The following is a 22,642-nucleotide window of genomic DNA, read 5'->3' as shown; positions in this document are numbered from 1 at the left end:
TCAGGCATGGCTGGCTACCCTGGAAAGAACAAAAACCACAATGGAGTACCTCTCTCAAATGAGTCATTCCCCCAAACACATCTTCATCACCGGTGGCGCCAGCGGCATCGGTCTCCAACTCGCGCGGGAGTATGTGCGTTCCGGTTGCCCGGTTACCCTGTTCGATATCCAGCCGGCAGAGCAGGCGCTTGAGGCGCTCTCGGCCATTCCCGGAGGCGGCGCTGTGAGAGCCTTTCGAATGGATGTCAGCGATCCTGCCTCGGTCCGTGATGCGTTTGCCGAGGCTGTGGCAGAAGCTGCCCCGGATCTGGTCGTCAATTGTGCGGGTATTTGTCTGGCTGCTCCGTTTGAGGCCACTGACGATGAGGCTTACGCCCGGATTATTAACATCAATCTTCTGGGTTCCCGCCATGTCGCAGCGGCTGCGCTGCCTCATCTCCGGGCAGGATCCCAGCTGGTGCTGATTGCATCCATGGCCGGGCTGGTGGGGTGTTACGGGTATTCCGCGTACTGTGCGTCCAAGTACGGCGTGGTGGGCCTGGCGGAGGTGTTACGGATCGAGCTGGCACCCCGCGGTGTGGCGGTGTCGGTGGTGTGTCCCCCGGAGGTGGAAACGCCCATGATCGAGGAAGAGCGCAAGAACCGACCGAAACAGACCGCGACCATGAAGAAGATGGCCGGCACCCTCCCGGTGGACTATGCGGTTGCACGGATTCGTCGCGGTATCGAACGGCGCCGGTTCATGATCATTCCAGGGAAGCGGGCGCGCATGCTGTCGCTGACCAACCGGTTACTCCCCGGCGGTTTTACCCGTTGGCTTGCGAGCTTCCTGGCCGCCCGGTAGTGCCCTGTTCGCGAAGAAAGGCTTCGAACGCGTCGGGGGGGAGGGGGCGAGAGAACAGGTAGCCCTGGCCATAGTCACACCCGATATCCAGAAGAAGGCGGCGGTGGGTTTCGGTTTCTACCCCTTCGGCAATGACTTTCAGGCCCAGTTTGTGCGCCATGACGACAATAGCCTCCGAGAGCACCAGATCGTTCTCTGCCGTCCCCAGGTTGCGAATGAAGGACTGATCGATTTTCAGATAGTCGATATCAAACCGTTTGAGGTAGGACAGGGCCGAGTAACCCACACCAAAGTCATCAATGGCCACCTGGACACCGGCATCCCGGAAGCCGAGCAGTTTGTCGGTGACCGCCTCGCTGGCATTCATCAGCAGTCCCTCGGTAATTTCGATACTCAGGTACTTCTCGTTCAGCCCGGCGGTTTGCAGGTAGGCCCGCCAGGCCGGCACGTTGAAGGCATCGTTCTGGAACTGGATCGGAGAGGTATTGACGGAGATCTGGAGGCCGGTGTCGAACCGGTCATTCCATCGCTTTGTCCAGGTTGCGGCTTCGCGGAATACCCAGTCACCGATGTCGACGATCAGTCCGGTCTCTTCGGCCAGGGGAATGAAGTCCGCCGGGCTGATCAGACCGCGTTCTGGATGGTGCCAGCGGATCAGGGCTTCTGCCTTCACGACCCGACCGGTAACAAGATCCACGATGGGCTGGAAGTGCAGTTCGAACTGCTGTTTACCCACAGCGCTCCGCATGTCGTTGATCAGCATGAGGCGGTTCTGCGCGGAATCGTGCAATGACTTCGTGAAGTAGCGTATGCAGTTCCTTCCGGCGTGCTTGGCCGCATACATGGCCTGGTCCGCATTGCGCAGAAGCTGGCCCGCTTCTGTTGAATCCTCGGGATAAAAGGTGATCCCGATACTGGCGGACAGGTAGAGTGTCTGGCCGTTGATCACATAGGGCTCTGCCAGCGCGGTGATGATGTGCGCGCCAACCCGTTCAGCGTCCGCGGAGGATCCAAGATCCGGCAGGATCACCGTAAACTCGTCGCCTCCCATCCGTGCAACGGTGTCGGAATCCCTGAGGCATCCGGAAATCCGCTCGGCGGCGTTAATGAGGAGCTGGTCACCGGATGTGTGTCCCAGGGTGTCGTTTACATCCTTGAACCGGTCGAGATCCACGAACAGCAGCGCCAGCATGGACTTGTGCCGACGTGCTTTTCTCAGCTCCTGTTCCAGCCGGTCCTGAAACATGTGTCGGTTCGGCAGGTCGGTCAGGAAGTCGTAATTGGCCTGGCGCCAGATCAGCTCATCGGAGCGAATCTTGTTACTGATGTCGGAGCTCAGCGCGACATACCGCTGGATTTCATCCTTTTCATTGCGGACGACGTTGATGGTCAGCCAGGCGGGGAAGCTCTCCCCACTTTTTCGTCGGTTCCAGATTTCCCCTTGCCATCCGCCGTGTTGAAGAATGTCGCGCCAGATGGTGCGGTAGAAGTCTTCGTCGTGTCGGTCAGAACGAAGCAGTGAGGGATCTTTGCCGAGAACATCGTGTAATGTGTACCCGGTGATTCTGGTGAAGGCCGGGTTCAGGGCAATGATTTTATTGTCGGCGTCGGTCACCAGCACCGCTTCGGCGCTGTGGCTGTAGATGGAGGAGGCAAGATGCAGTTCCTTCTCGGCGCGTTGTCGCTCTATGGCGATGCCAATCAGATTGGCGGCGCTTTCAATCAGGGCAATTTCCTGGTCATCCGGCAGCCCTGGTACCTGTCGATAGATTCCGAAGGTACCCAGGACTTCGCCTGAGGCGGAAAGAACCGGTTCTGACCAGCAGGATGCGACGCCGGCCGCAGCCGCGAGCTCTTTGTAGTCCTTCCAGTAGGGATGGGAGGCAATGTCCCCAACAATCACTCGTTCGCGGGTGTATGCCGCCGTTCCGCAGGAACCCACTCCTTCTTCAACGGGGATGCCGTTAACGGCCTCATTGAAGAAGTCGGGCAGGTTTGGCGCGGCGCCGCTCAGCAGCTGCTCGCCCCGGTCGTCGGCAAGCAGGATGGAACATCTGGATCCGGGATAAATCGCTTCGGCTTCGTAGGCGACCTGAAGCATGATGTCTTCCAGGCTTCCGCCTCTGGCGACTCTTTCGAGAATGCGCCGCCGCATGGCCTCCCGCCGTTCCGCCTGCTTCCGGGGTGTGATGTCCTCGATGAGTGACACCGCATAGGCTAGACTGCCGTCTTCATTTCGAACGGCGCGAACAGCCAGGTGCGCATCAATCGGTTCACCCGATTTTCGGATAAACCGCTTTTCAATGACGAATTCGTTGATTTGGCCGTTTACCAGCTGAGTGAAGAGCTTATTGTTAGGCGCCAGATCCTCTGGATGGGTGAGTTCTTCCCAGGTTCTGGTGCAGAGCTCCTCAACGGAATACCCGAGCATGTCGCAAAGGGCCTGGTTGGCTTCCAGCCAGCTTCGGTCCGGCCGCGTTGCGGCCATACCGAGCATGGATCTCTCGAAATAGGCGCGAAAGTGCTGTTCCTTGGCGCGAAGAGCCTCGAGCGTGTCGCGGCGCTCTCTCTCCCGATCAAAGTTATCGAGTGCGAAGCTGATGTCCTGGGCCATCTCTTCAAGCAGGCCGATGGTCTCGCTGTCGAAGAAGTCATCTGCCTGGTGGTAGACCGATAGAACGGCATAGGGGATGCCGTTACGCTGGATGGGAAAACATCCGCTGCTGCCCCAGCCAAAACGCCGGGCCCGCTCGTGCCAGGGTTGGGTGATCGGGTTGTCGGCAAAGTGATTGACCACCACCGGATGGTTTTCCCGGTAGGCGGTGGCCGATGGGCCACGTCCCTCCGGACTGTCTTCCCGGGTGCATATGCGGAGGGTGTCGAGATAATCCGTACCCATGCCAAAGTGCTGCACCGGAAGGATCTGTTCCGATTCCGCATCGGCCACGCCAATCCAGGCCATGTTGGCGCCGCCATATTGCACCGCGATCCGGCAGACCAGCGGAAAGAGTTCCCGCTCGTCACTCATGCGAATGATTGCCTGATTGATTTCGCTGAGCGCCCGGTAAATCTGGGTTAATCGGTAAATGCGTGCGTCAGTTGGCAAGGCTGTTGGCCTGGAAGACGGCTCCGGACCGGAGCCGTTTCTGGAAACGTCGGCGTTATGAGTGTCGTTCAATGGAACTCTCGATCTGCCACGGGGATACCTGTCCAAAGTGTTGACGGTTTTCCCCGACAGTGCAAGTGCTGCTTTGGTGGGAGCTGACAGGCAGGCGCTCGGGACGGGATGATTGGCGTCTGTTATCCTGCACGACTTTCCTGAACGTTCTTCGGATCGGATCCGGTGATGCCAACTGCCGCTGGAGCTTTTTGTTATGCCGGTAATGGTTCAGGCCCTGGTGCCTGTGTTTGTCCTTATCATGTTGGGCCACGTCTTGCGTCGGCTGGATTTCCCTGGCGCCGATTTCTGGCCCCAGGCGGAACGGTTTACCTACTATGTCCTGTTCCCGGCGATGCTGGTGTTCAAGCTCGGCCAGGCGCGCCTGGCGCCATCGGCGTACGGCGATATTGCGTTTCTGATTTCGATGATGCTGCTGGCGATGACCGTCGCGCTGATGCTCGCCCAGAAGATCTGGAGCTGGAGTGGGCCGGTTTTTTCATCCGTTTTTCAGGGTGCGATCCGGTTCAATTCTTACGTGGGCCTGGCGGCGGGCGGAATGTTGCTCGGGGACGAGGGGCTGTCGTTGACCGCCATCTCCGTGGCCGTGATGGTGCCGCTGCTGAATCTGCTCTGCATTCTGATGTTCAGTCTGGTTGCGGGGCAGGACGCCATCCGTCTGAGCCAGGTATTGCGGGCCATTGCGACCAACCCGCTGATCGTGGGATCGGTCGTGGGCGTCATCTGGAGCTATTTCAAGATCGGCTTTCATCCGCTGCTGGCTGGCATCCTGGAACCGCTCAGTAATCTGGCCTTGCCGATGGGCCTGATGACCGTTGGCGCAGGGCTGAAGCTTGCGGCCCTGCGTGGGGCTTCCGGTCCTTTCCTTGTGTCGTCGGTATTGAAGCTGCTGGTTTTTCCGCTGATCACCCTTGGTTTGGCGACCCTAATGGGGCTCAGTGGATTGCTGGTGCAGGTGGCCGTTCTTCTTGCCTCTCTGCCCACGGCCACATCGGCCTACATCCTGGCCCGCCAACTCGGCGGGGACGCGCCGCTGATGGCCGGAATCATCAGTGGCCAGACATTGCTGGCCATGGTGTCCATTCCTTTAATGCTCAGCCTGCTCTGGTAGGCAGCGTAGTATGGCATCGGCAATGGATTGCTGGAATTCTAGGTAGCCTGAAGCCGACGGTTTGATGTCTGTGGCCAGGGGATCCCAGGTGCTGATGATTACATCCATTCCCTCTGTCGCTGTCTGCCACCATTGCCGATTGAACTGAGGTTCGGTGAGCACGCAGGGGTGTTTGGCCTGGCCGAGTTTGTTCCGGATCTCTGCCACATGCCGGGCGCCCGGCGACAGCTCCGGATTGAGTGTGAGCACATCCTCTATGTGCAGGCCGTAATGGTCGGCGAACCGCGTCAGCGCGGAATGGTAGGCAAAGAGTCTGATGTCGTGTGTCGGTTCCAATTGCTCCGAAATCGCCGCTTCTCTCTGTTTGACGGCGTTTTCAAAACGGGTCAGGTTCCGGTCGAGTTGCGCAACATCCTGATCGGGTAATTGGGAGAGCGCCACCACGATTTTTCTCGCCATATCGACTGCCAGAGCGGGATCGACCCAGATATGGGGGTCCTGGCCATCACCGTGTTGATGGTCGTGTCCGGCAGTTTCGTGGTGTTCGTCTTCGTGCTTTGTTTCATGCCCGGCCATGGCGTCGGGCTCCCGGCCGAGGGCAACGGTTCGGTTGCTGAAGTCCTGGCCTGTGAGCAGGCGTGTGAGGAAGGTTTCCATGTCGGGGCCCACCCAGAAGATGATGTCGGCCCTGGCCAGTTCACGGCGCTGGGAAGGGCGCATACTGTAGCTGTGGGGGCTGGCTCCCGGGGGAACGAGTGTGACGATCCGGGTGTCATCGGTCGCCACAGCCTGTACCAGAAGCGCCAGTGGTTTGATGGAGGTGACGACGACGGTCTCTGCGTTGGCCGTTGTCGGGCCAGCGACGGCAAGGGTACTGATCAGCAGAGTACAGGCGAATCGAAGCCCGGAAAAAAAGTGCATGGACATTCCTTAGCGGTCAATTTGAAATGTTATAATATAACATCAAGCTTGAGGCCGCCAGCGGATATCGTCATGCGAAAACATGGCCAGATCGTTATAATGCCGGCTTTCATCCACGGTCACTCAGTTTTCAGGAAGGTTTCATGACAGTACGCACCCGAATTGCGCCATCCCCGACCGGAGATCCTCACGTCGGTACCGCCTACGTGGCCCTGTTCAACCTCTGTTTTGCGCGCCAGCACGGCGGTCAGTTCATTCTCCGGATTGAAGACACCGATCAGGTGCGGAGTACGGCCGAGTCGGAGCGGGACATTCTCCAGGCCCTGCGCTGGCTGGGTCTCAACTGGGACGAAGGTCCGGATGTCGGTGGTCCCCATGGCCCGTATCGGCAATCGGAACGCAAGGATATGTACCGTCAGTATGCGGAAGACCTGGTCACAGCGGGTCACGCGTTCTATTGCTTCCGGACCCCGGAAGAGCTGGATGCGATCCGCGAAGAACGCAAGGCAAACGGCCTTAACCCCGGTATCAAGGGCGACCTGGAGCTGTCCGAGGAAGAGGTGAAGCGCCGTCTTGATGCTGGCGAGTCCTACGTGATCCGGATGAAGGTCCCCGACGAGGGTGTCTGTGAAATTGATGACATGCTGCGTGGCACCATTGAAATCGACTGGGGGCAGGTTGATTGTCAGATTCTCCTGAAATCGGATGGTATGCCCACTTACCATCTGGCCAATGTCGTGGATGACCATCTGATGGGCATAACCCACGTGCTGCGGGGTGAGGAGTGGATCAATTCGGCGCCCAAGCACAAGCTCCTGTACCAGTACTTCGACTGGGACATGCCGGTGCTCTGTCACCTGCCACTGCTGCGTAACCCCGACAAGAGCAAGCTGTCCAAGCGGAAGAACCCGACCAGCATCAATTTCTACGAGCGGATGGGTTTCCTGCCAGAGGCGGTGACCAATTACCTGGGGCGCATGGGTTGGTCCATGCCGGACGAGCGGGAAAAGTTCACCCTGGATGAGATGATCGAGAACTTCGACATCCAGCGCGTGTCGCTGGGTGGCCCGGTGTTCGATGTCGAAAAATTGCGCTGGCTGAACGGCCAGTGGCTGCGGGAGGAACTGAGCGACGCGCAGTTTATGGAGCGTATGCGGCAGTGGTGGTTCAACGAGGATGCATTGGCTGCTCTGGTGCCGCATATCAAGGGCAGGGCGGAGGTGTTTGCCGATGTGGCGCCCATGGCCCAGTTCATGTTCTCCGGCATGCTCAACCTGACGCCGGATGATTTCGCCCACAACAAGCTGGAAGAAGCGCAGATCAAACGAGTGCTGCAGTTCACTCTGTGGCGGCTCGAAGCCCAGCGTCACTGGAGCAAGGAAAACATCTTTGCCGACATCAAGGCGCTTGCCAAGGCGATGGACCTGAAGATGGGCGATTTCATGTTCGCCATCTTCGTGGCCATTGCCGGAACGCCGAACTCCTGGTCGGTGATGGATTCCATGGCATTGCTCGGACCGGATATGACCCGTTCCCGTTTGCGTCATGCCCTCCAGGTTCTGGGCGGTTTCTCCAAGAAAGAAACCAAAAAAGTGGAGAAGGAATACGCGGCTCTGAACGCGGAATGACCGCTTTGGCGAGGAATTGATCGATCTGGACAGGGATGTTCAGAAAACTGCAAAAAAGTCTGTTTTAAGTGTTGACGCCCCCCCGGCGGATCCTTAATATACGCAGCCGTTGAGGGGCCATAGCTCAGCTGGGAGAGCGCAACACTGGCAGTGTTGAGGTCAGCGGTTCGATCCCGCTTGGCTCCACCAATTTCTAGTCCCCTTCGTCTAGTGGCCTAGGACTCCGCCCTTTCACGGCGGCAACAGGGGTTCGAACCCCCTAGGGGACGCCAATAAGGCTTTTCGGTTAGTCCGCCGGAACGCCATCAAAAAAACCGCCTCCGGGCGGTTTTTTTTGTGCCTGAAAAAAAGAGGTTGAGCGAATCGTTCGCCCAACCTCGCCATAGCCGAACGCCTAGCGTTCGGCTATGGCGCCTTTGCCCACACCCTCGTAGGCCTTCACGCGGATCGTATCGTTGGGGAAGGTCTGTTTGAGCGTGTTGGCAATGTGGGCGGCAATAAACTCCACCGTGGTATCGGTGTCGAGCATATAAACCCTGTCTTCCGGCAGCGTCAGAGCGAATTCTCCCTGATTCGCTTCGTATTCGAAGGTAACGTAGTGGGTTCCATCCGCCGCTACTTTCCGTTGCACCACATCTTCTTCCGAACCCACGTAGATGTCCTGCCAGAGCTTTGCCCACTGTCGCTCCTGGTCATAGTCCCTGTGACCATTGCGTTCGATCCGAATGGGAGAGCGATGACCATGGGCAATCCTCTGACAGTTTCCCAGGTGCTTTTTCAGGCCGTGGACGTAATGATAGTAAGCTCCCTCGATCACCTCCTCCCGCAGATTGATGGACACGGAGGTGACGTTGGAGGGAAGGACCGCCATCAATTCCTGCTCAAGCAGGGCTGCAACCGCGGAGGGGACAACCTGCCGTGTCGGCAGCCAGACCACCGCTTCTTCTGGTGAACGGTGAACGATCCGACGGCCATCTTTCAGGGTCCAGTAGAAGGTATCCGGATGATCTTCCGAGGGGACGAAACCCTCATACTCCCTCGGCACCACCAGGCGGTGGTCTACCCGCTCGTCGATGACGCGTTTGATCGTGCGCTTGACGTTGCTGAAGTCGAACACCATGCCTTGCTCATCGAGTTCTCCGCCGAGCACGACGTCGGTAATCCAGCTTTCGCCGACAAGGCCGCGTTGGCCGTCCAGATAGGCAAAATCGATGACGGTCAGGTTGTCAACAAACAGGTGGTCCATTGGAAATCCGGCAGGGGGTGATTGATTGATGGGCGGATTCTAGCAAAAATCCGGGTATTGGGCAGTGAGCATCCCTCCTGTCTCGTTTTTCAACGCATCTGGGTGGCTGACTATCATCACTAGAGAACCCTGTATTGCCGCGATTCCGGCCCTGGTGCTCGCGGCCGGCGCCTCAAGGCGACTGGGGCGTCCCAAAGCGCTGCTCGATTTGCCAGGGGGAGACGGCACATTGCTGGAGGGGGCGGTCGCGCAGGCCCGCCTGCTGACGCCTGAGGTTCGGGTTGTCGTGGGGGCGGGGTATCCCCGGCTATGGTTTCGATCCGGGGCACAGCCTTCGCGGTGGATTGTCTGCCGGCAATGGCAGGAGGGGATGTCGGCTTCCCTCAAAGCCGGTCTGCGAAGCTTCGGGCCGCGCCCGGTGGGTGTCTATGTGCTGGTGGTGGATCAGCCCTTGCTGGATCCGGCGGCGTTGCGGGCGTTCGCCGAGCGGGTCCGGCGCAATCCGGGCCAGCCATGGGCGGCCGATTACGGCGGGAAACCCGGTGTCCCCGCGTTTATCCCCCGTTCATTGTGGGGCCGGGTTTTCGGGCTGCACGGCGACCGCGGTGCCGGGCGCCTGTTATCGGAATGGCGGGCGGGGCGCTGTGACGTGCCGGGGGTAAACGACGATGTCGATACCGAAGAAGACTGGCGTCGGATCCGGCAGCAATTTAGCCGAACAGGCCGGCTAGCCAGGCAATTCCGACGCTGAACACGCCCAGACTGATGGCAAGGCCTACGGTGTAGGCTTTTGAATTGGCCGCCCGCTGCTGGGCAACGAACTGATCAATGGTCCGTTGCGCGATGTCTTCAGCGGTTTCCCGGGAGATTTCGTGCGCCTGCTGGATCGCCTCGGACTGAAGGGTTTGCCAGAACTCGGTATCGATGGTCTGAACGCTGGTGATGTGGTCCTTGAGTTCGGCCATGTGCTCCGGGGTAAATCCGGAATTGCGTTTGAATTCCTTGGTGAGCTCCGCGAACTCGCGGGCGACATTCAGGTTCACTTCCGCCGCGACCTCGTCCCTGAGATGCCGGGTACGCTGATCCACGAGTTCCCCGAGTTCGGCCAGCCTGGTTTCGACAGCCGCCTCCTGTTTGCTCCGGGTTTCGTCCAGGGCTCTCTTGAGGTGATCGTACTGCTCGTCGAACAGGTCACTCAGCAATTCGTGCAGGCGATTGTTGATGTGGGTCTTGACCGCAGAACGGGCGATCTGCTCGATCAGATCGCTGGTCAGGGGAACCACATTCTGCCCGTTATGTCCGCTCATGGTGTCGGTCTCACTTTTCGGGGACAGCTCCACAGACGCGTCCGTGGCAAGATCGGCGGAGTCGGTATCCGGTTCTGAGGCAAGGTCGGTCATGACGCCCGTAGGAAGATTGCCTTCCTCGACGTCGCTGGCAAGCTGGTCCAGTACGAGGCTGAGGCCTTCGGTATGCGGCGGTTTGGTCAGGATGTTGTAGACCCCGAAATTTCTGGCCTCTTCCATGAATGACGACGATTTCTTCGACGTGCACATGATGATGGGGATAGCCGCAGTGTCCGGGTTGCCCTTGATGGCCTTGGTCGCTTCCACGCCGTTCATGCCGGGCATGAGGTGGTCCATGAAGATCACGTCCGGGCGATCGTGGCTGTTGAGGAAGTCCAGTGCTTCCTCTGCCGATCCCGCCATGTTGACCTCCATATCGCGCCCTTCGAGCAGTTTGCTCAGTGCAAACCGGGCAACCTTGGAATCGTCGACCAAAAGCGCATTTTTGATGGCCATGTCACTACCTCAACCTGTTACTGCAAACGCGTGGGTTACCGGGCCTGGGGTCACCAGCCCTCCAGTTTCGGGCATTGGGTCGCCCGATAGCTTTTATCCCGGTAACACACGCCGGGTTCCGTGGTGCGTGCGGTGAAGATCTCTCCCGCCGCCGTGGTCAGCCGAACCTGTCCATAGGGTTCGCCATTTTTGAAGGTCGCTTCGATGGAGCTGCCATTGGGATTGCTCAGCGTTCCCTTGCCATGGAACTTGCCCTCGATGAATTGCCCTTCGTACTTCTTGCCATCCGCGAAAATCTCGGTGCCCGTGCCATTGTAAGCGCCGTCGGAGAACTCGCCCTCATAATGGCGACCGTTGGGGTAGGTGAGCGTACCCTGGCCGTGGAAGCGGTTATTACGGAAGCCACCGACGTACAGCATGCCGTCTGCTGTGGTGAGCGATCCCTGTCCGTTCAGTTCGCCCCCTTGCCAGTGCCCTGTCAGAATGTCGCCATTGGCCCGGGTCAGCGTGCCTTTTCCGTCGAATTGGCCGGCCACGAACTCACCGGTGTATTCGGAGCCGTCCGCACCGTGCCACACGCCTTCGCCCTGCCACTGGCCCTTGACCCAGTCGCCGTCGTAGCGGGTGCCGTCCGGGTATTCGGCTTTGCCTTTACCCTCGAACTTGCCGTCGACAAAGTGCCCTTCGTAATGCAGCCCGTCGTTCCCCTGGTATTGGCCCTCACCGGTTTTGACACCACCTACCCAGGTGCCGTCCTGGTAATTGACCCGGGTGTATTTCTCCAGCTCACCGACCAGCGTGGTCTGGTCACCGGCGGAGAGCTTCACGGTTTGCTCCCACGGGCGATAGCCAGGCTTGGCAATGGCAACGTCGTAGGTACCCGGTTTCAGCTCAAGTTCCAGGCGCGTCGCCCCATAATCCTTGCCGTTGATGGTGACCTGATCGCCATAGACGTTGGATCGCAATACCAGCAGGCCTGTCGTTGGTTCGGGGTCGGCTGGTGCCGGGCTTTCTGCAGCATCGGGAAGCAGCGCGTCGGCGGATTCCGCGACGGCAAGGGCCTGGTTGTCGGCATCTGGGTCCGGGATGCTGAACGGCTCAGCGATGGGTTTTTCCGGCGCCGGTGCGGGCGCCGGTTCCGGGGCTGGCCGGATCGGTTGTTCTGCCACTTGATCCGACTGCTCCGGGGCGACGGTCTGCGTCCGGGAGACGGAACGACTGGGATCAACTTTGTGTTCTGGCTCGGGGTCAGGCTGTTGCCGTGCGATCTGATCAGAGGGGGCGGGCAGGCCGGAGGCTGCCTGTTCATCCCGCATCGACGCGAAGCCGGCGGTCACAAGAAGCATCAGCGCCAGGGCATTGATGAACAGAAGTGGTCTGAAATCGACCATGGAGGAACCCCTTGATCCTTTATTCCCGAATCGTGTGTTACCTCCTCATCTTAACCAGTGCTTGCAACCTTATGTAACAGAAAGTGACTGAAGTTTATGAGAATGCAGGCCAAATCACACTTTGTCCGGAAGCTTGTCATGATTGAGCTGTTCCCAGGATCTCATGTACACATCGGCTTCATATTCATAGGGTGACCGGAACGGTGTCAGGACGAAATCGAACACCAGGAAGAAGAAGCCAATGGACGCCCAGGCAATAGCCAGCGTACTGATAGTGGTGGCCTGGACTTCGGGATTGGCGTTCACGAAGTTTTCCAGCAGGGGGATCAGGTCGGCGGCCATGGCGACCGGGTTGAAGCTCGCCATGACAAAGGGAAGCCAGAAGGCAATGAAGACCGGGAAAAACCCGAAGGACCACAGAAGCCGTCTCAGGAGGTAGATGCCGGCTTCCCGCCAGAACCGTTGACGGACCTCCGGTACTTTGCGGATCTGCTCAAGGTAGCGGCGGCGTTCGGACCAGTAGGCGGCCACCTCCGGTGCTTCGATGTGGCGGGTCTGTGAGGTGGATTGCGTCATGGATCGGGGAACTGCCTTATCGCTTCTGGACTGTGCATGATAATCGATACTACGTGTTACCCTACAAGTCTCCATTTGTTTAATGACAGGATAGATTGAATGGCTGCAGTGATCGAGAACGCAACGCATCCGGCCTTTGAGAAGCTCCGCAGTCACCGGATCGGCACCCTGAACCTTGAGGTTGAGGAGTATCGCCATAAAAAGACAGGGGCGCGGCACCTGCATCTTGCGGCAGATAATGACGAAAACGTGTTTTTCGTGGCTCTGCGTACCTTCCCGATGGACTCCACCGGTGTGGCGCATATCCTCGAGCACACCGCTCTGTGCGGCAGTGAGAAGTTCCCGGTGCGGGACCCGTTCTTCATGATGATCCGCCGCTCGCTCAACACCTTCATGAACGCCTTTACCAGCAGTGACTGGACGGCGTACCCGTTTGCGAGCATGAACCGGAAGGATTTCGACAACCTGTTGTCCGTCTATCTTGATTCGGTCTTTTTCTCATCACTCGATCCGCTGGATTTTGCCCAGGAAGGACACCGGCTGGAATTCGAGAAACCGGAGGACCCGACGACCGATCTGGTCTATCGCGGTGTTGTCTACAACGAGATGAAAGGCGCCATGAGTTCGCCGACGTCGCAGCTCTGGCAGAACCTGAGCAGCAACCTGTTCCCGACCACCACCTACCATTACAACAGCGGTGGTGAGCCGGACCATATTGTTGATCTGTCCTATGACGATCTGGTGCGTTTCTATCGGCATCACTACCATCCCAGCAATGCCATTTTCTGTACCTACGGCAATATTCCGGCCCACGAACATCACGAACGTTTTGAAGAACTGGCGCTGAAACGGTTCGACCGGCTGGACATCGAGCTGCCTGTCCGGGACGAAAAGCGGATTTTCTCTCCGGTGCGGGTCGAGCAGGGCTATGCCGTCAATGAAGGCGAAGGAACGGAGAGCAAGACCCACATCGTGATGGGCTGGTTGCTGGGCCACAGTTTTGACCTTCTGGAAAACATGGAAGGGCAGCTCCTGTCGGCGGTATTGCTCGAGAACAGTGCCTCACCCCTGATGCGGGCGCTGGAAACCACAGATATCGGGCACGCACCTTCGCCAATGTGTGGACTGGAAGATTCCAACCGCGAGATGACGTTTGTCTGCGGCATCGAGGGCAGCGAACCGGAAAAGGTACAGGAGCTGGAAACCCTCATTGAAAGCACTCTGCAACGGGTGGCCGACGAAGGTGTCAGCGAGGAGCGGCTGGAAGCGATTCTGCATCAGCTGGAGTTGCATCAGCGTGAAATCGCCGGGGACCAGTTCCCGTACGGCCTTCAGCTGATCATGAGCGCCATCGCGCCGATGGTTCACGGAGGCGATCCGGTGGAATTGCTGGATCTGGAGCCGGTGCTGGCGACCCTGCGTGAGAAAATCAAGGACCCGGGATATGTGCCGGATCTGGTCCGCCGCAAACTACTGGACAATCCGCATCGGGTCACCCTGACCCTGCGCCCGGACGAGAAACTGGAATCCCGTCGTCAGCAGGCGATTCGGGAGGCGCTGGCGAAGCGCAAGGCGGCGCTGTCGGAGGAAGAAAGCCGGCAGATTGTGGCGCGGGCCCGGGCGCTTGAAGAACGCCAGATGCGCAAGGATGACGATTCCATCCTGCCCAAAGTCGATCTTTCCGACGTGCCGCTGCAACTGCCCGAACCCGAGAGCCGGTACGACGGTGACATTGCCGCTACTGTCTACGCCCGGGGCACGAACGGGTTGGTGTACGAGCAGGTTGTACTGCCGGTTCCTGCACTCTCCGAGGAAGAACTGCTGATTCTGCCTTACTACACGACGCTGATATCGGAAGTGGGGTGTGGCGATCTGGATTATCTCCAGATGCAGGACCGAATTTCGGCGGAATCCGGTGGTATCAGTGCCGCATTCAGCGCCAAGGGTCGAATCGACGACACCCAGGCTGTGTCCGGATACATCATCTTCAGCGGCAAGGCGCTCGCAAGGAACCGCAATCAACTGACCCGATTGCTTCATGATGTCCACACCAGCGCGCGTTTTGACGAGCACGGCCGTATACGGGAGATCATCGCCCAGATTCGTGCGCGCCGCGTCCAGGCGGTCACCGGCAGTGGTCATGCGCTGGCCATGGGGGCAGCTTCGCAGGGCCTGAGCGCTGGAGCATGGCTCGCTTACCGGCTGGGTGGCCTGGCTGGCATCCGGGGCACCAAAACGCTGGATGACGCTCTGAACGATCCCGCGGAGCTGGAAGCGTTCTGCAATAAGCTGGCGGCACTTCACGACAGGATCCGGAATCAGCAGCGGCAGTTCCTGGTTATTGGTGAGGAGGCCGAGCTGGCCCCGATGGTTGACGATCTCAAATCCTGCTGGCAGGGCGAGCAGAAGGGAAGTGAAGAAACCTGGAAGATGGATCCGGTGGACTACACGACCCGCGAAGCCTGGCTGACCTCGACTCAGGTGAACTTCTGCGCCCGGGCCTACCGGACCGTGCCGGTGGATCATCCGGATGCGGCGGCATTGACGGTGTTGGGTGGTTTCCTGCGCAACGGCTATCTGCATCGCGCGATCCGGGAAAAGGGCGGTGCCTATGGCGGTGGAGCCGGCCAGGACAGTGTGAACGGCGTGTTCCGGTTCTTCTCCTATCGGGACCCCCGACTTGCCGAGACGCTGGAGGACTTCGACAAGGCGCTCGACTGGCTGCAGGAAACCGAGCACGAGTACCAGGAGCTGGAGGAGTCCATCCTGGGCGTTATCGGCCAACTGGATCGGCCCCGTTCTCCGGCTGGGGCAGCACGGCATGCGTTTCACAACAAATTGTTCGGTCGCACACCGGAGCAGCGCGCGAGGTTCCGCGAGCGTGTTTTGTCGGTGACGCTTGACGATCTGAAGCGGGTGGCCAACACCTGGCTCAAGCCCGGGCAGGCCAGCACGGCAGTAGTGACCAGTACCGACAACCGCGCCAGAGTGGAAGCATTGGAGCTTGATATTCAGGAGCTCTAGGCCGGATGAAAAGCGGGGCCAGAGGCAATCGACCTCTGACCCCGTGTCCCGCTCAATACGCGTACCTTACCGGTGGCGTTTGAGGCCCGTGGTCACCATGATACGGGTGGATATTTCCTCGACCGAATAGGCAGTGGTGTTCAGATACGGAATCCGTTCCCGTCGGTACATCAGTTCGATTTCTTCCACTTCGTGCATACACTGCTGAATCGATGAATAACGGGAATTCGGCCGCCGCTCATTGCGGATGGTTGCGAGACGCTCCGGATCGATGGTCAGGCCAAACAGCTTTTCCCGATGGGGTCTGAGCGTGCCCGGCATCCGCTGATCGGCGAGGTCTTCCTCGGTAATGGGGTAGTTGGCGGCCTTGATACCGTACTGCAACGCAAGGTAAAGGCAGGTGGGTGTTTTGCCGCTGCGCGATGCCCCGATCAGAATCAGGTCCGCCTCGTCGTAATACCGGGTCCTGGCCCCGTCGTCGTTATCCAGTGCGAAGTTCACGGCGTTGATCCGGCGCTCATAGCTGCCGGAATGATTGATCGCATGACTCTTGCCGACACTGTAGGACGATGACGATTGCAGTTCCTGCTCCAGCGGATTCAGGAAGGTTCCGAAGATGTCCACCATGAAGCCGTCGGCGCGGGAAATAATATCCCGGATCTGGCTGTCCACGATGGTATCGAAGACCAATGGGCGATCGCCGTCGATTTCGGCGGCCTTGTTGATGCGGGTTACCATCTCCCGGGCTTTCTCTTCATCGTCGATGTAGGGCACCGTGACCCGTTCGAAATCAATCTTCTCGAATTGGGCCAGAAGGGAGTGACCGAGCGCTTCCGCGGTCAGGCCCGTGCCGTCGGATATAAAGAAGGCAGTGCGTTTCATGCTGTTGTATCCCAGTTCAAATTTTCCGGTGAGGCCGCAAGGTCCCTAGGTAATTTCCGCAGGTTAAAGTATCATACACGCCAAGTTCGAGACTCCGCAGTGGATATTGCCCGCATTTGCCGCTGAATATCGCTGGACCGGTTATGCTCTTTGCTTCACAGACTCAAGGGAGACGTGCTTTGGAAGATTACATCATCTGGTTTGACCACCTCGGAATGTCGGATGTCGACCGGGTCGGCGGAAAGAATGCCTCTCTGGGCGAAATGATCAGTAATCTCGCCAATGCCGGTGTTACCGTGCCTGGTGGTTTTGCCACGACGGCTCATGCCTATCGCGAGTTTCTGGCCACCGACGGGCTCAAGGACAAGATCGACGAGGCGCTGGACAAGCTTGATGTAAACGACGTGAACGAGCTGGCCCGGGTCGGCTCACAGATTCGTCAGTGGATTATCGACACCGATTTCCCGGAGGTTCTGGACCAGTCTCTCAAAGAGGCTTACGCCAAGCTGCAGAACGGTAACGAGCATATGGCCGTGGCCGTTCGGTCATCCGCAACCGCCGAGGATCTGCCGGATGCCTCGTTTGCCGGCCAGCAGGAGACTTTCCTGAATGTGGTCGGGCTGCAGCAGGTGCGGCGTTCGGTCAAGGAGGTATTTGCCTCACTGTTCAATGATCGCGCCATCTCCTACCGGGTGCATCACGGATTTGATCACAAGCTGGTGGCACTGTCTGCCGGTATCCAGAAGATGGTGCGCAGTGAAACTGCCGCCAGTGGCGTAATGTTCACGCTGGACACAGAATCCGGATTCCGCGACGTGGTGTTCATTACCGCTTCCTACGGGCTCGGTGAAACCGTTGTCCAGGGTGCGGTCAACCCGGACGAATTCTACGTCCACAAGCCGACTCTGGCCGCGGGCCGCCCGTCCGTTCTACGCCGCAATCTGGGCAGCAAGGCGATCAAGATGGTCTATCATTCCAATCCGGATGAAGGCGAGTTCGTCGAGACCGTGAAGGTTGCCCACGAAGATCGTGACCGTTTCTCCATTACCGATGCGGAAGTGGAAGAACTGGCCAAGCAGGCGATGATCATCGAGAAACACTATGGCCGGCCGATGGATATCGAGTGGGCGAAAGACGGTGATGACGGCCGGATCTATATCGTTCAGGCCCGTCCGGAGACGGTGAAGAGCCGTGCCTCCGCCAACGTTATGGAACGTTACCTGCTGAAAGAGACCGGTAAGGTTCTGGTTGAAGGCCGGAGTATCGGGCATAAGATCGGCAGCGGCCCGGTCAAGATCATTACCAGCATCAACGAAATGGATCGGGTGCAGCCCGGTGACGTTCTGGTGACGGACATGACCGATCCGGATTGGGAGCCGGTCATGAAGCGGGCTTCCGCGATTGTGACCGATCGTGGTGGCCGGACCTGCCACGCAGCCATTATTGCCCGTGAACTGGGTATTCCGGCGGTTGTCGGTTGCGGTGATGCGACCGAAATCCTGAAGGATGGCCAGCAGGTCACTGTGTCCTGCGCCGAGGGCGATACCGGCATGATCTACGAGGGCGCACTGGACTTCGAACTGCGTGAAAACACCGTGGATTCAATGCCGAACATCCCGTTCAAGATCATGATGAACGTGGGTAACCCGGACCGGGCGTTTGATTTCCAGGCGTTGCCGAACGAGGGCGTTGGCCTGGCCCGTCTGGAATTCATCATCAACCGGATGATTGGCGTTCACCCGAAGGCACTGCTCAATTTCGACGGGCTGCCACGGGACATCAAGCAAACCGTCGAAAAACGGATTGCCGGTTACTCATCGCCGGTCGACTTCTACGTGGACAAGCTGGTGGAGGGTATCTCCACGCTGGCCGCAGCGTTTGCGCCGAAGAAGGTCATCGTCCGTCTGTCGGACTTCAAGTCCAACGAGTACGCCAACCTGATTGGCGGTACCCTGTACGAGCCGGATGAGGAAAACCCGATGCTGGGCTTCCGCGGCGCATCCCGCTACATTTCCGACACCTTCCGCGACTGTTTCGAGCTCGAATGCCGTGCCCTCAAGAAGGTGCGTAACGACATGGGCCTCACCAACGTGGAGGTGATGGTGCCGTTCGTCCGGACCGTGGGCGAGGCCGAGCAGGTGGTGAATCTGCTGGCGGAAAACGGCCTGAAGCGGGGCGACAACGGACTTCGGGTCATCATGATGTGTGAGCTTCCGGCCAATGCGTTGCTGGCGGACCAGTTCCTTGAGCATTTCGACGGCTTCTCCATCGGCTCCAATGACCTGACCCAGCTGACCCTGGGTCTGGATCGGGATTCCGGTATCATTGCCCACCTTTTTGATGAGCGGAATGACGCGGTCAAGGCCCTGCTTTCCAATGCCATTCAGGCGTGTCGGAAGGCTGACAAGTACATCGGTATCTGTGGCCAGGGGCCGTCTGACCATCCGGATCTGGCGAAGTGGCTGATGGACCACGGGATCGATTCTGTGTCCCTGAACCCGGATTCGGTCCTCGATACCTGGTTCTTCCTGGCTGACGAGAAGATCGACTGAATTCACTTGAGGAAAATGGAGAGTAACGCAGTGACTGATATCGTAACCCCGGACCTGTGCGACGAATTTCCGGAAGTGCAGGTGGTTGAGCCCGGCTTCAACAACTATGGCGGTATCAAGGCGTTTGGCGGTGAAATCGTGACCGTCAAGTGCTTTGAAGACAACTCTGTGGTGAAGGAACAGGTGGGTCAGCCCGGAAACGGGCGGGTCATGGTGGTCGACGGTGGGGCTTCACGCCGTAACGCGCTTCTCGGTGATATGCTGGCTGAGAAGGCGGCCAGCAACGGCTGGGCAGGCCTGATCATCTACGGTTGCATCCGCGATGTGGACGAGATTGGCCAGACCGAGCTGGGCGTTCAGGCTCTGGGTACGATTCCCCGGAAGACCGAAAAGCGGGGTATCGGCGATCTGAATGTGCCGGTAACCTTCCATGGCGTTACCTTCTACCCGGGACAGTACGTCTACGCGGACAACAACGGCATCGTGGTGTCTGAAAAGCCGTTGGTGTAACCGTCTGGTCTGACGCGCTCCAACAAAAAAGGCGGCCAACTGGCCGCCTTTTTTGTTATCGGGTCACTTCGATGATATTCGTGCCCAGAAGGAATCCGTCTCCCTCCGGTTCGCAGCGAACCACCTCGCAGATCGCCTCCAGTGGTGGGAACTGATCGCTCGATGGCTTGAGAACGGTGTTCAGTTCCTCCCCGATGGCAACCTGTTGTTGCACGAAGAGTTGCATCCCGGTGGCGCTCAGGTCACGACAGGTTCCGGTAATGGTGTTCCCGGAGCTGTCCGTGATCTCGATAGAGCTGTTCACCTGCATGCGGTGGAAGTCACGCTTTTCCGAATAGTCCTTCATCGTTTATGCCCAGTTGTCGGTTTTCCTTGTCGGTTTGAGCATCGGAATGATCAGGGCCAGGAGTACGCCACCGAAAACCAGTCCGGCTCCCAGAAGCATGAAGTCAGATTCTTTACTGGCTTCAAGCCGTTCCTTTTCAGCGGTGAGCACTTCCAGATCGTTGCGAAGTTTCTGGTTTTCCTGGCTCAACTCGCGGTTCCGACGGTCCAGATTAATGGAATCCGCGGCCACTTTCTTGATCCGCGTGAGTTCCTTCTGGAGTTCCTGAGACCGATCGGACAGGTTGGATTCGGCACTTTCGAGCTTGTCCCTCTCATCCGTTACTTTGGACAGCTGTTCCTTGGCCTGGGAAAGCTCTTTTCGGGTCTGTTCAAGCTGCCGGTTGGCCTGCTTGAGGCGATCCGCTGCAATGGGCGTATTGCTCAGGTATTGGCTTGAAACCCAGCCCTCAGTGCCTTTCGGCGTGCGGACCTTGGTGTACCCGTCGCCTTCCTGGAGGACTTCGAGTGCGGTGCCACTGGGCAATGCGTTCTCGATGATCCGGTATTGGGTTCCCGCTCCGGATCGCACCGGGAGATAGAGCTTGTCGTCTACCCAGACAGTCCGGGCTTGCGCGGCTTGAATGCTGGTAATGATGAGTAACAGACCAATGAGCAGTCGAAAAGGCGTCACGGATTACGTTCCCTGCGTTTGACGATTAAAAGATGATCAGATTTTAAGGCCGCAATTTTGTCACAGATGACCGGCCAATCAAGCTGGCCACCATTACAATACGCTCATTCAACAGAGGTCACGGCAAAACCAGCTTGAACGGTTTTACGGTGACTTTCTGGTAAACCCCTGCCTCGACGTAGGGATCCTGATCCGCCCATGCCTGAGCCGACTCCAGGGAATCGAATTCGGCGACCACCAGGCTACCCGTAAAGCCGGCTTCGCCGGGATCCGGAGAGTCAATCGCAGGATGAGGGCCGGCAATCAGCAATCGCCCTTCGGCCTTGAGGGCCTCAAGTCGCTCAAGGTGTGCAGCTCGGGCCGTTTTGCGAAACGGCAGGCTGTTTTCAACATCTTCGCTGATGATAGCGTAATACATCGTATTCTCCGATCAGTGCTCGGGAGCCAGCAGAGGCTCCCGGACAATACAGATTGAGGCGAGGCTGATAGACTGCAGTGAGCTAGCGCACTGCGCCTATCAACCGATCCGGAATTTATCGTGACTATACCGCAACCCCCGTCTTTGTGCATTGATCTGCATTGCCATAGTACCGCCTCGGATGGCGCTCTCTCGCCAGGCGAGCTGGTTGCCCGGGCTGGCGAGCGCGGTGTCAGTCACCTGGCGCTGACGGATCACGATACTGTGGGCGGTCTTGAAGAGGCCAGGGCGGCCGCAGCCGAAAGGTCTGTGGTTCTGATCAATGGGATCGAGCTGTCCTGTCTCTGGAAGGGACGCACGATTCACATTGTCGGCCTGGATTTTGATGCCGATGAACGGGCGTTCCAGTCATGTGTTCATCAGCAGACCGAGAACCGTTGGGCCCGGGCGGCAATGATTGAGGAGCGCCTCAGTCGGCTCAGGGTTTCCGGCTTGCTTGACCGGGCCACAGCGAAGGCGGGGGGAGAGGTGCCCGGTCGCCCGCATTTTGCCGAGGTTCTGGTTGAGGCCGGAGTGGTGCGCAATCCCGCACAGGCGTTCAAGCGATATCTTGGTGCGGGCAAGCCAGGCGATGTACGTTCCTACTGGCCTGATCTGGAAGAGGTGGTGGAGTGGATTGTCGCGGCCGGTGGTATTGCTGTTTTGGCGCATCCGCGAAAGTACAAGCTGACAGCAACCAAGCTGCGGGACCTCACGCGGGATTTTATGGAGGCGGGTGGTCGCGGCATCGAGGTGGTAACGTCCGGCCAGTCCAGCGGTGATCTCGGTTTTCTCGCCGACCTGTGTTTCCAGAAAGGGCTGTGGGCCTCTCAGGGAAGTGATTTCCACTTTCCCGGTGCACCCTGGTGTGAGTTGGGTCATATCATGAAAATGCCAGACCGGCTGGAGCCGGTCTGGCATCATTTCAGAACACCTGTTTCTGTGGAGCCCGAACTTGATCAGTCCGGAGCGTGAAACAGGAGGTAGAGGTCGGTCACCGAGTCCGGAATGGCGTCCGCCATCTGACGTGACAGCTTCTCGCTGTTGCGGACTTTCTGGAAGTCCTCGTCATCGAACAGGCCGGAGAGGGTCAGCATCGGTACCAGCAGGTCTGCTGTCTCCTCCTCGCTGGCTGCTTCGACCCAATCCTCCTCGTGTTCAAGGAAGGTGTCGACAAAGCCGGCACACCAGTTTTCCAGTGCGTTCATCGGATCGCCGTCTTCCGGCTCGGGGAGTTCCAGTGCCTGTCCCATATCCAGAGAGTGGGCCAGCTCTTCCGCCAGTTTGGTGACGCAGCGCCCGAACACCTCCGGAATACCCTGGTCAGGCACCTGGTCGGTGCCTGTGGCCAGCCGGAAGATGGCTTGCGTATCCAGAGCGACCGGCCCGACGACGCTGGCGCAAACAACCCCGTGCAGGCCAAAGAAATCCAGGGCATCATCCCCCCAGGGCTCCGCAAACAGAATGTCTTCCAGCGCTTCGATCTCGGTATTGGACAGCAT

At 58.6% G+C, this 22,642-nt stretch carries 19 protein-coding genes and 2 tRNA genes; 10 read left to right on the top strand and 11 right to left on the bottom strand.

Translation table 11 applies throughout. The features are described 5' to 3' along the window. The first annotated feature begins 58 nt into the window (after window positions 1-58). Window positions 59-844 (top strand): SDR family NAD(P)-dependent oxidoreductase, encoded by a 786-nt coding sequence (locus tag MSNKSG1_RS07990; RefSeq protein WP_008938742.1) that lies wholly within the window; start codon window positions 59-61, stop codon window positions 842-844. Here the strand turns inward: MSNKSG1_RS07990 and MSNKSG1_RS07985 are convergent. Then, complete coding sequence (locus tag MSNKSG1_RS07985; RefSeq protein ID WP_008938741.1) at window positions 807-3,950, bottom strand: EAL domain-containing protein; 3,144 nt, start codon at window positions 3,948-3,950, stop codon at window positions 807-809. The two genes, MSNKSG1_RS07990 and MSNKSG1_RS07985, sit on opposite strands and share 38 nt — an antisense overlap. 268 nt (window positions 3,951-4,218) lie before the next feature. On the opposite strand from MSNKSG1_RS07985, the gene MSNKSG1_RS07980 reads away from it, so the two are divergent. Next, window positions 4,219-5,133, top strand: a complete 915-nt coding sequence (locus MSNKSG1_RS07980) for an AEC family transporter (RefSeq protein WP_008938740.1) — start codon at window positions 4,219-4,221, stop codon at window positions 5,131-5,133. Here MSNKSG1_RS07980 and MSNKSG1_RS07975 read toward each other — a convergent pair. Next, window positions 5,110-6,054 (bottom strand): zinc ABC transporter substrate-binding protein, encoded by a 945-nt coding sequence (locus tag MSNKSG1_RS07975; protein WP_008938739.1) that lies wholly within the window; start codon window positions 6,052-6,054, stop codon window positions 5,110-5,112. The genes MSNKSG1_RS07980 and MSNKSG1_RS07975 overlap by 24 nt on opposite strands. A gap of 143 nt (window positions 6,055-6,197) precedes the next feature. Between MSNKSG1_RS07975 and gltX the strand changes: the two genes are divergently transcribed. The 3 genes from gltX (at window position 6,198) to MSNKSG1_RS07960 (ending at window position 7,954) form a co-directional block, all read left to right on the top strand. Continuing rightward, window positions 6,198-7,682, top strand: a complete 1,485-nt coding sequence (gltX, locus tag MSNKSG1_RS07970; RefSeq protein ID WP_008938738.1) for a glutamate--tRNA ligase — start codon at window positions 6,198-6,200, stop codon at window positions 7,680-7,682. Window positions 7,683-7,795: 113 nt separating this feature from the next. After that, window positions 7,796-7,871: transfer RNA gene (locus MSNKSG1_RS07965), tRNA-Ala, on the top strand. Between the two features lie 7 nt (window positions 7,872-7,878). Beyond that, a tRNA-Glu gene (locus MSNKSG1_RS07960) sits at window positions 7,879-7,954 on the top strand. Between the two features lie 122 nt (window positions 7,955-8,076). Here the strand turns inward: MSNKSG1_RS07960 and MSNKSG1_RS07955 are convergent. Then, entirely contained in the window at window positions 8,077-8,928 is an 852-nt protein-coding gene (locus tag MSNKSG1_RS07955; RefSeq protein WP_008938737.1) for a 6-carboxytetrahydropterin synthase, read from the bottom strand. 64 nt (window positions 8,929-8,992) lie between these two features. Here MSNKSG1_RS07955 and MSNKSG1_RS07950 point away from each other — a divergent pair, with 64 nt between their 5' ends. Then, a complete protein-coding gene (locus MSNKSG1_RS07950) occupies window positions 8,993-9,679 on the top strand; it encodes a nucleotidyltransferase family protein (protein ID WP_227497978.1) in 687 nt (228 codons plus the stop codon). On the opposite strand, the gene MSNKSG1_RS07945 is transcribed toward MSNKSG1_RS07950, so the two are convergent. The 3 genes from MSNKSG1_RS07945 to MSNKSG1_RS07935 all read right to left on the bottom strand — a co-directional run bounded on the left by MSNKSG1_RS07945 (window position 9,639) and on the right by MSNKSG1_RS07935 (window position 12,697). Beyond that, complete coding sequence (locus MSNKSG1_RS07945) at window positions 9,639-10,730, bottom strand: response regulator (protein ID WP_008938735.1); 1,092 nt, start codon at window positions 10,728-10,730, stop codon at window positions 9,639-9,641. The two genes, MSNKSG1_RS07950 and MSNKSG1_RS07945, sit on opposite strands and share 41 nt — an antisense overlap. A 50-nt stretch (window positions 10,731-10,780) precedes the next feature. Beyond that, complete coding sequence (locus MSNKSG1_RS07940) at window positions 10,781-12,121, bottom strand: PEGA domain-containing protein (protein WP_008938734.1); 1,341 nt, start codon at window positions 12,119-12,121, stop codon at window positions 10,781-10,783. A 114-nt stretch (window positions 12,122-12,235) separates the two neighbouring features. Beyond that, complete coding sequence (locus tag MSNKSG1_RS07935; RefSeq protein WP_008938733.1) at window positions 12,236-12,697, bottom strand: hypothetical protein; 462 nt, start codon at window positions 12,695-12,697, stop codon at window positions 12,236-12,238. Window positions 12,698-12,796: 99 nt separating this feature from the next. Here MSNKSG1_RS07935 and MSNKSG1_RS07930 point away from each other — a divergent pair, with 99 nt between their 5' ends. Beyond that, entirely contained in the window at window positions 12,797-15,721 is a 2,925-nt protein-coding gene (locus MSNKSG1_RS07930; RefSeq protein ID WP_008938732.1) for an insulinase family protein, read from the top strand. Window positions 15,722-15,787: 66 nt separating this feature from the next. Here MSNKSG1_RS07930 and ppsR read toward each other — a convergent pair whose 3' ends face one another. Continuing rightward, on the bottom strand, window positions 15,788-16,603 hold the full coding sequence (ppsR, locus tag MSNKSG1_RS07925; protein ID WP_008938731.1) for a posphoenolpyruvate synthetase regulatory kinase/phosphorylase PpsR: 816 nt from the start codon (window positions 16,601-16,603) through the stop codon (window positions 15,788-15,790). 179 nt (window positions 16,604-16,782) lie between these two features. On the opposite strand from ppsR, the gene ppsA reads away from it, so the two are divergent. Further along, a complete protein-coding gene (ppsA, locus tag MSNKSG1_RS07920; protein WP_008938730.1) occupies window positions 16,783-19,155 on the top strand; it encodes a phosphoenolpyruvate synthase in 2,373 nt (790 codons plus the stop codon). Window positions 19,156-19,170: 15 nt separating this feature from the next. Then, window positions 19,171-19,665: a ribonuclease E activity regulator RraA gene (gene rraA, locus MSNKSG1_RS07915; RefSeq protein ID WP_008938729.1), complete on the top strand. Its 495-nt coding sequence runs from the start codon at window positions 19,171-19,173 to the stop codon at window positions 19,663-19,665. A gap of 55 nt (window positions 19,666-19,720) precedes the next feature. Here rraA and MSNKSG1_RS07910 read toward each other — a convergent pair whose 3' ends face one another. The 3 genes from MSNKSG1_RS07910 to MSNKSG1_RS07900 all read right to left on the bottom strand — a co-directional run bounded on the left by MSNKSG1_RS07910 (window position 19,721) and on the right by MSNKSG1_RS07900 (window position 21,101). After that, on the bottom strand, window positions 19,721-20,011 hold the full coding sequence (locus MSNKSG1_RS07910; RefSeq protein WP_008938728.1) for a PilZ domain-containing protein: 291 nt from the start codon (window positions 20,009-20,011) through the stop codon (window positions 19,721-19,723). 3 nt (window positions 20,012-20,014) lie between these two features. Next, entirely contained in the window at window positions 20,015-20,683 is a 669-nt protein-coding gene (locus MSNKSG1_RS07905) for a TIGR04211 family SH3 domain-containing protein (RefSeq protein ID WP_008938727.1), read from the bottom strand. Between the two features lie 118 nt (window positions 20,684-20,801). Beyond that, window positions 20,802-21,101 carry a YciI family protein gene (locus MSNKSG1_RS07900; protein ID WP_008938726.1) on the bottom strand — a complete coding sequence of 100 codons (300 nt, stop codon included), beginning with the start codon at window positions 21,099-21,101 and terminating at the stop codon, window positions 20,802-20,804. Window positions 21,102-21,221: 120 nt separating this feature from the next. Between MSNKSG1_RS07900 and MSNKSG1_RS07895 the strand changes: the two genes are divergently transcribed. Beyond that, window positions 21,222-22,115 (top strand): PHP domain-containing protein, encoded by an 894-nt coding sequence (locus tag MSNKSG1_RS07895; protein ID WP_051067770.1) that lies wholly within the window; start codon window positions 21,222-21,224, stop codon window positions 22,113-22,115. On the opposite strand, the gene MSNKSG1_RS07890 is transcribed toward MSNKSG1_RS07895, so the two are convergent. Further along, on the bottom strand, window positions 22,100-22,642 hold the full coding sequence (locus MSNKSG1_RS07890; protein WP_008938724.1) for a YecA/YgfB family protein: 543 nt from the start codon (window positions 22,640-22,642) through the stop codon (window positions 22,100-22,102). The two genes, MSNKSG1_RS07895 and MSNKSG1_RS07890, sit on opposite strands and share 16 nt — an antisense overlap.

It is taken from the genome of Marinobacter santoriniensis NKSG1 (genome assembly GCF_000347775.1).
Taxonomy (GTDB): domain Bacteria; phylum Pseudomonadota; class Gammaproteobacteria; order Pseudomonadales; family Oleiphilaceae; genus Marinobacter; species Marinobacter santoriniensis.
This window is presented reverse-complemented; position numbering and strand designations above follow the sequence as displayed.

Bases quoted from the DNA above. Each gene is read 5' to 3' on its own strand.
- MSNKSG1_RS07975 (WP_008938739.1), bottom strand. From the start codon at position 6,054: ATGCACTTTTTTTCCGGGCTTCGATTCGCCTGTACTCTGCTGATCAGT.
- ppsR (WP_008938731.1), bottom strand. From the start codon at position 16,603: ATGAAACGCACTGCCTTCTTTATATCCGACGGCACGGGCCTGACCGCG.
- MSNKSG1_RS07940 (WP_008938734.1), bottom strand. From the start codon at position 12,121: ATGGTCGATTTCAGACCACTTCTGTTCATCAATGCCCTGGCGCTGATG.
- MSNKSG1_RS07890 (WP_008938724.1), bottom strand. From the start codon at position 22,642: ATGCTGTCCAATACCGAGATCGAAGCGCTGGAAGACATTCTGTTTGCG.
- MSNKSG1_RS07930 (WP_008938732.1), top strand. From the start codon at position 12,797: ATGGCTGCAGTGATCGAGAACGCAACGCATCCGGCCTTTGAGAAGCTC.
- MSNKSG1_RS07980 (WP_008938740.1), top strand. From the start codon at position 4,219: ATGCCGGTAATGGTTCAGGCCCTGGTGCCTGTGTTTGTCCTTATCATG.
- MSNKSG1_RS07935 (WP_008938733.1), bottom strand. From the start codon at position 12,697: ATGACGCAATCCACCTCACAGACCCGCCACATCGAAGCACCGGAGGTG.
- MSNKSG1_RS07900 (WP_008938726.1), bottom strand. From the start codon at position 21,101: ATGTATTACGCTATCATCAGCGAAGATGTTGAAAACAGCCTGCCGTTT.
- MSNKSG1_RS07990 (WP_008938742.1), top strand. From the start codon at position 59: ATGAGTCATTCCCCCAAACACATCTTCATCACCGGTGGCGCCAGCGGC.
- MSNKSG1_RS07945 (WP_008938735.1), bottom strand. From the start codon at position 10,730: ATGGCCATCAAAAATGCGCTTTTGGTCGACGATTCCAAGGTTGCCCGG.
- MSNKSG1_RS07910 (WP_008938728.1), bottom strand. From the start codon at position 20,011: ATGAAGGACTATTCGGAAAAGCGTGACTTCCACCGCATGCAGGTGAAC.
- MSNKSG1_RS07955 (WP_008938737.1), bottom strand. From the start codon at position 8,928: ATGGACCACCTGTTTGTTGACAACCTGACCGTCATCGATTTTGCCTAT.
- gltX (WP_008938738.1), top strand. From the start codon at position 6,198: ATGACAGTACGCACCCGAATTGCGCCATCCCCGACCGGAGATCCTCAC.
- rraA (WP_008938729.1), top strand. From the start codon at position 19,171: ATGGAGAGTAACGCAGTGACTGATATCGTAACCCCGGACCTGTGCGAC.